6 protein-coding genes are annotated in these 6,399 nt (G+C 63.2%); all 6 read right to left on the bottom strand.

Annotated features, from left to right (window positions below; all coding sequences use genetic code 11):
* The coding region (pknB, locus tag NUW23_03865) for a Stk1 family PASTA domain-containing Ser/Thr kinase (GenBank protein ID MCR4425312.1) at nt 1–1,575 on the bottom strand (1,575 nt) is incomplete at its 3' end.
* 4 nt (nt 1,576–1,579) lie between these two features.
* Nucleotides 1,580–2,968: a penicillin-binding protein 2 gene (locus tag NUW23_03860; protein ID MCR4425311.1), complete on the bottom strand. Its 1,389-nt coding sequence runs from the start codon at nt 2,966–2,968 to the stop codon at nt 1,580–1,582.
* On the bottom strand, nt 2,965–4,281 hold the full coding sequence (locus NUW23_03855) for an FtsW/RodA/SpoVE family cell cycle protein (protein MCR4425310.1): 1,317 nt from the start codon (nt 4,279–4,281) through the stop codon (nt 2,965–2,967). The genes NUW23_03860 and NUW23_03855 overlap by 4 nt, the downstream gene beginning before the upstream one ends.
* Nucleotides 4,278–5,060 carry a Stp1/IreP family PP2C-type Ser/Thr phosphatase gene (locus NUW23_03850; GenBank protein MCR4425309.1) on the bottom strand — a complete coding sequence of 261 codons (783 nt, stop codon included), beginning with the start codon at nt 5,058–5,060 and terminating at the stop codon, nt 4,278–4,280. Before NUW23_03850 ends, NUW23_03855 begins: the two co-directional genes overlap by 4 nt.
* Nucleotides 5,061–5,065: 5 nt before the next feature.
* Entirely contained in the window at nt 5,066–5,230 is a 165-nt protein-coding gene (locus NUW23_03845) for a hypothetical protein (GenBank protein MCR4425308.1), read from the bottom strand.
* A gap of 4 nt (nt 5,231–5,234) precedes the next feature.
* Nucleotides 5,235–6,293, bottom strand: a complete 1,059-nt coding sequence (gene rlmN / locus NUW23_03840) for a 23S rRNA (adenine(2503)-C(2))-methyltransferase RlmN (GenBank protein MCR4425307.1) — start codon at nt 6,291–6,293, stop codon at nt 5,235–5,237.
* Nucleotides 6,294–6,399: the final 106 nt, after the last annotated feature.

Below are 6,399 nucleotides of genomic sequence, written 5' to 3'. Positions count from 1 at the left end.
GGTAACCTCCCCTACAGTGAAACCCGCTTCCGCCAGGCGTTCTCTGGCTCTCTCGAGACTGAGTCCGATCACGAGAGGCACCTCACTGGGCGGAGGAGGAGGCCCGGAGGAGACCGTAACATCCACCCGCGTGCCTTTGGGCACGTAGGTTCCGGCCTCGGGCACCTGGGATATGACTCGCCCGGCCGCAACGTCCTGGTGGAACCCGGTATCCTGCTCGCCAAAGACCAGTTGTGCCCGTTCCAGTTCTAGCTGGCCCTCTCGTAGAGTATCGTTGAACAGGTCCGGAACTGTGACCATCTCACGCCCGAGGCTAATCACCGCACGCACCGTGGAGTTGATCTTCCGTTTCGTCCCCGCAGGGGGGTCCTGTTCTATGACTCGGTTGTACTCTACCAGGTCATCATAACGCTTCACAGACGAATCCAGTCTGAGGTGGTTCTGCCTCATTAGGCTCTCAGCCTCAGGCAGAGTCCTGCCCACGATGTCCGGCACGGTCACTTCTTCTACGTTGATCCAGTCCTGGAAGGCCCGAAGGGCGAAGGCCAAGGTCGCCGAGATGAGCACCAGGGCCACCACGACCGCGGCCAGAACTCGCACCTGCCTGCCTGACTTCGCGCCGGCGGGATTCTGAGGTTTCAAGTTCGTTGCCTCCCCCGCGCTGCCGAAAGGTCTTGTGATATTCAGGTCATCGGGTCCCTCTCCAGTGCGCCCTTCGAGGGACGGCTTCTCATCGCGCAGCCTGCTGTTCCCATCACCCACAGTGCCTGCCCTGAGAAGTGCGAACTTGAACGCACGCGCACTGGCCCACCTGTTCCTTGGGTTCTTGTCGAGTGCGCGCAGCACTGCCCGCTCGAGCTGCTTTGGCACTGCGGGGTTGATCGCCCCTGGCGGAACGGGGCGCTCATGTATGTGCTTGAGGGCCACGGCCACTGCTGTATCACCCTGGAAAGGCAGCCTTCCTGTAAGCATCTCATACATGACCACCCCTAGGGAGTAGAGGTCAGACGCGGCCGTTGCGGCCTCGCCGCGCGCCTGCTCGGGTGAGGTGTAGTTCACCGTACCCAGTACTGTCCCGGCCTCGGTCAGGCCGGTGGCAGAAACCGCATGGGCGATTCCGAAATCCGCAACCTTCACCCGGCCATCTGCCGTCACCAGGATGTTGTGGGGTTTCACATCTCTGTGAATGATGCCGTTCTGGTGAGCGTGCTCCAGAGCATCCAGTATCTGCAGCCCATACCCCACCGCCCGGTCGACGGGAAGCGCCCCCTCTCGCCGGATGACGTCGTAGAGCGTCTCGCCGCGCACCCATTCCATGACGATGTAGTTGGAGCCTTCGTCCTCTCCCACATCATACACATTCACAATGCTCGGATGAGACAGACCTGCAGCACTCTGCGCCTCTCGCCGGAACCTCTCACGGAACTCCTCATCCGAGGCGTACTGGGCTCTGAGCACCTTCACTGCCACGATCCTATTGAGAAGGGTGTCGCGGGCACGGTACACGATGGCCATGCCGCCCTCGCCCACGGTTTCCAGAAGATAGTAACGGCGTCCGAGAAGACCTCCGGTCACTTGCTCACCTCCCTCCTAGAGCCTCTCTCAAGATCGCCGCTCCGGCCGGAGCCGCATAGGTTCCACCGGGGCCGGCGTTTTCGAGCACCACTGCCACCGCGACGCGCTTTCCCCCTGACGCCCCGTACCCCGTAAACCATGCGTGGGGGGGCCCGTGGGGGTTCTGCGCCGTGCCTGTTTTCCCAGCAATCTCGAACCCGGAGACTGCGGCCGCTCGAGCAGTTCCTCTGCTGACCGCAGCGAGCATGCCGTCGCCGACGGCGCGCGCAGCGGAAATGCTCATCGGAATCCCAAGGGACCGGGGAACGGTTCTGACGATAGCCGCCCCGTCCGGCCTGAGTATCTCCGTCACAAGACGGGGTCTCATCATCACCCCATCGTTGGCCACAGCTGCCGCGATGACCGCCATATGCAGCGGGGTCACCACAAGATCCCCTTGCCCGATGGCGAGCTGCCCCAAGAGATCCCCGGACGCCTCCGCGTCTGGTTTGAGGCTGCCCGCGGCCGTCGAAACATCGAACGGCACTGGGCTGGAGAGGAAGAAACGGTCGAGACCTTGAAGAAGTTTCTGCCCCATCCGCAGGGCCAGTTTGACAAAAGTGGTGTTGCAGGAGACTGCGATGGACGTTGTCAGGTCCACGAACCCGTGAGCCCCGGAGGGCTCAGATATCATGGTGCCACCCGCCCGGATCTGCCCGTCACACTCGAACCACTCCCCGCGCCTCACCGCACCGGTGTCCGCGGCCACCGCGGCCACCGCTATCTTGATCGTTGAACCAGGTGGGTATAGGCCCCGGGTCACTCTCGAGAGCAGCGGGCTGTCTGCCCTCGTTGACACCCACTCCCATGTGCTGTCCAGGTTACCGGGGTCAAACCCCGGGCTGCTCGCTGCCGCCAGCACCTCACCGGTGGTGGCATCGAGTGCCACTGCGGCGCCCCTCCGACCGGACAGCGCTCTCTCGCACGCCTCCTGCACGTCCAGGTCAATTGTGAGGCGAATGGTGTTCCCTTCCCCTCCCTGACCCACCAGCGTCGCAGCCAACCCGGAGCGAGTGGGGTTCCCAAGCGTGCCAAGCAGCCATGAATCGTATGCGGCCTCCAGGCCCGATTTTCCGAACCTGGGGTGGGAGTAGCCGACGAGAGGGGCGAGGGACTGCGGGCCAACGTACTCCCGGTTCCCCACGCCTGGCCCAGCAGACCGGGCGATTGTCTTGCCGTTGCGGTCCAGGATGTCACCCCTCCTCACCCTGGCCTCCACCCTGGCAAGCCTCGGGTTGAGGGTGTGTCCCGCCAGCCTTTCCGACACGACGGCTTGGTAGTACGTGGTCCCGAGTGCCAGCACCGCACAACCCAGAAGCCAGCCCAGTGTCAGCCTGGCAATGCGCCGGTTCACTGGCCCCCACCCCCGGCTCCGCCGTGTGCCTCCCATCCGCCCGGCCAGTTCTGTGGCCTCCGGGCGCTCGCCGCCAGGATGATCCCGAGGAGAAGCATTGTGGTGATCATGGAACTCCCACCGTAGCTCACCAGCGGGAGTGTCACTCCCGTGAGCGGCAGAAGCCCTAGATTGCCGCCTACAATAATGAACGTCTGACTTCCTATGAGTGTCGCAGCCCCTACTGAGGCAAGGGCAAGGACCCGCGAGCCCGAGCGCATCGCTATGGAAAGCCCCCGGCTGACAAGAAGCGCATAGATGGATATGAACCCGGCCGAGCCAACCAGGCCCAGTTCCTCTGCCGCCGCCGCGAAGGTCATGTCAGTGACAGCCGCCGGAATCAGGCCGGGTTCGCCCATGCCCAGGCCCCGCCCGAGGATCCCCCCGCCCGCAAGTGAGAAGAGAGCCTGCAGAACCTGGTACCCGGAACCTGAAGGGTCAGCCCACGGATTGAGCCACGACCCGAACCTCGCGCGAACGTGCCCGAAGGCCACCCAAGCTAGGATGACGCCCGTCACTCCCACGAACGTCATACCTCCAACCAGCCACCGGTTGCCTGTGGCTGCGTAGACCATTGCTAGGCACGCAACGTAGATGACCGCCGCAGTTCCGACATCGCGCTGCGCAGCGATGAGGGCCAGCATTCCGCCCCAGGCGTAGGCCATCCTGCGCACGTTCGCGGAGCTCCACACCTCCCGGATGGGGCTCCGCCGGACTTCCCGGGGGTCCGCACTTGGAAGCCCCGATAGCGCATGCGCCCCTACCGACACTGCGGCGACTTTCGCGAACTCCGAAGGCTGGAACCCGAGGCCACCCAGGACAAGCCAGGAGCGTGCCCCGCCTCGCTCCGCCCCTAAGATCAAAGTGGCCGCGAGCAGCGCCAGGGATGTCCAGGATGCCAGTTCAGCCCGGTGTTGTGTTACCAATCGTGGGTACCAGACCGCAGCAAGAACCATCGCCGCGCACCCGGCCCACATGAAGCCCACCTGCCTCAGGCCGAGATCCGGCCTGAGGCGAACAACAACCATAAGCCCTGTGACGGCCGCGGCCCCAGCAAGAGGCAGGAGAACCTGGTCCGCACGGCATTTAGACAGCCCGAGTGACAGGTGCGCGAGAGTGAAAGCGACCACCGCAGTGAAGGCCACTGCTACTTCCGCCCCGAAGACTGTTCCCCGCCTCGCCAGCGCAAGGGAGGAGCCGTTCAGGATGGCGATGGCCATCACGATCCCCAGGAGGCACCGTTCGGTCTCCCGGCCACTCCAATAAGACCTCATTCGATCCCCAAGTCCCCGCAGGCTTCTATCCCTGGGAGGTCGCCAGCCATGTGGACCATGCTTTTCACCTCGAGCAGGTCAGCCTGGTCAACCCTGGCAGCCACGACGGTGACGTTGTCGTATCCACCCCTCGAGCGTGCAAGCTCCACAAGAGATGCACATGCAGACTGCGGGTGCCGGTCGGGCGCCAGCGAACCGGCTATCTCGTCCGGCTCTACAAGGTTGTGGAGACCATCCGTGCACAGCACCACCACATCCCCGCCTACCAGATCGAAGCTTGCGGTGTCCACATCGAGGTCCTCGGTGAAGCCGAGCGCCCGGGTAATGGCATGCCTCTGGGGATGGATCTTCGCTTCATTCTCAGTGAGCGCCCCGCATCGCAGGAGTTCGCCCACGACAGAATGATCCCGGGTGAGCTGGGTAATGGAACCATCGCGAATCACGTAGGCCCGGGAATCCCCCACGTGCCCCACGACAAGAGATGGACCACGGATGAACGCCACTGTGAGAGTGGTGCCCATGCCCTGCAAGGCAGGGGACGTGGCCGCGAGACCCATCACTTCGAGATTTGCCTGCAAGATGCACTCCCGTACGTCAGCCGAACCTGGGTTAGACTGATAGGCGCTGGCCACGGACCTGACCGCGAGTTCTGCAGCGACTTCCCCCGCCCTGTGGCCGCCCATCCCGTCGGCCACGACGAGGCAGCCGTCGCCTGCGAAGCACGCATCCTCGTTGTGGTCGCGCACAAGCCCCACATCAGTAGCCCACCCTACGATCATGGCCTTCACCTCTCCCGGGTTCGATTATAGCACTGAGAAGCGTCGTTTGCTGACCCGGCATCCCTTGACGACACATCCAGGACGATGGCCCTGAGGACTTGGTAGAGGAACCAGTAGAGCGCAGCGACCGAGAGGAGCCTGAGAGCCACTATGCCGATACGGACAGCCATTGCGTCACCGCCTCCCGGCCTTTCCGCGCGCGAGTTCTCTGCGTCTGAGCTGCCCGCACGCCGCGTCGATGTCTGTTCCCATTTCCCGCCTGATGGTGACTTCGATGCCTGCCTCTGTGAGTATCTTTGAGAAATCCGCCACAACCTGCCGCGGGGACCGGGCGAATCCGGTTTCTGGAACAGGGTTCAGCGGTATCAGGTTCACATGGCAGAGAGTGCCCTTGATGAGGTGTGCGAGGCGGTCAGCGTGAGCGAGCGAATCATTGACCCCTGCTATGAGAGAGTACTCATACGTCACTCTCCTCCCGGTCCGCTCAGCATAGTCCACGCATGCTCGGACCACATCCGAGACACCCCATACCTGGCTGACCTTCATTATGGCCGACCTGGTCTCATCGTCCGGAGCGTGGAGCGAGACCGAGAGTGTTATGGGCAGGCCTTCGCCGGCGAGCCTCTCTATGCCCGGGACAAGGCCACAGGTAGAGAGGGTGATGTGCCTGTATCCCACCCCAAACCCACGATTCCAGTTGATCAACCTGATGAACTTGAGCACCTGCTCGTAGTTGGCGAGGGGCTCCCCAGTGCCCATGAGCACCACCGAGTTGACCCGCCTTCCGGCCCCCGCCTCCCTGGACCCCGCGATCAGCTGGGCGATCATCTCGCCGCATGAGAGGTTGCGCACAAACCCCGAAAGCCCGGAGGCACAAAAAACGCATCCCATCTGGCATCCCACTTGCGAGGAGACGCACAGGCTCAATCCGTAGTCGTGGGGCATGAGAACTGTCTCCACAGCATTCCCGTCCGCGAACCCCACAAGAAGCTTGACCGTCCCCTCCCGTGCCTTCTTACGTGCGAGCACACGAGCGCCTTCCAGGGGGGCGATCTCCGAGAGTCGCCGGCGCAGGTAGGTAGGGATACTCGTCATCTCCTGATAGGAGGAGGCAAGGGCGTGGTAAACCCACTCGAGAACCTGGTTCGCCCGGTAGGGCGGCTCCCCGAGTGAGACAAAGAAGCTCCGGCACTCATCGACGGACATGTCTCTGATATCCACGGTTGCGCTCATTCTATCACTATTCATTCCACCAAACCGCGGCGATTCCTCCGCGATGTTGAAAGCGGCCCCCAGGAGGAGCCGCTTCTTCGGTACTCAAGAGGCACGTCACCCACGC

The sequence above is a fragment of the Bacillota bacterium genome (assembly GCA_024655925.1).
Classification (GTDB): Bacteria; Bacillota; DTU025; order DTU025; family JANLFS01; genus JANLFS01.
This window is presented reverse-complemented; position numbering and strand designations above follow the sequence as displayed.

Excerpts from the sequence above, each read along its gene's own strand:
- rlmN (MCR4425307.1), bottom strand. The coding sequence starts at position 6,293 with ATGAGCGCAACCGTGGATATCAGAGACATGTCCGTCGATGAGTGCCGG.
- NUW23_03855 (MCR4425310.1), bottom strand. The coding sequence starts at position 4,281 with ATGAGGTCTTATTGGAGTGGCCGGGAGACCGAACGGTGCCTCCTGGGG.
- NUW23_03850 (MCR4425309.1), bottom strand. The coding sequence starts at position 5,060 with ATGATCGTAGGGTGGGCTACTGATGTGGGGCTTGTGCGCGACCACAAC.
- NUW23_03845 (MCR4425308.1), bottom strand. The coding sequence starts at position 5,230 with ATGGCTGTCCGTATCGGCATAGTGGCTCTCAGGCTCCTCTCGGTCGCT.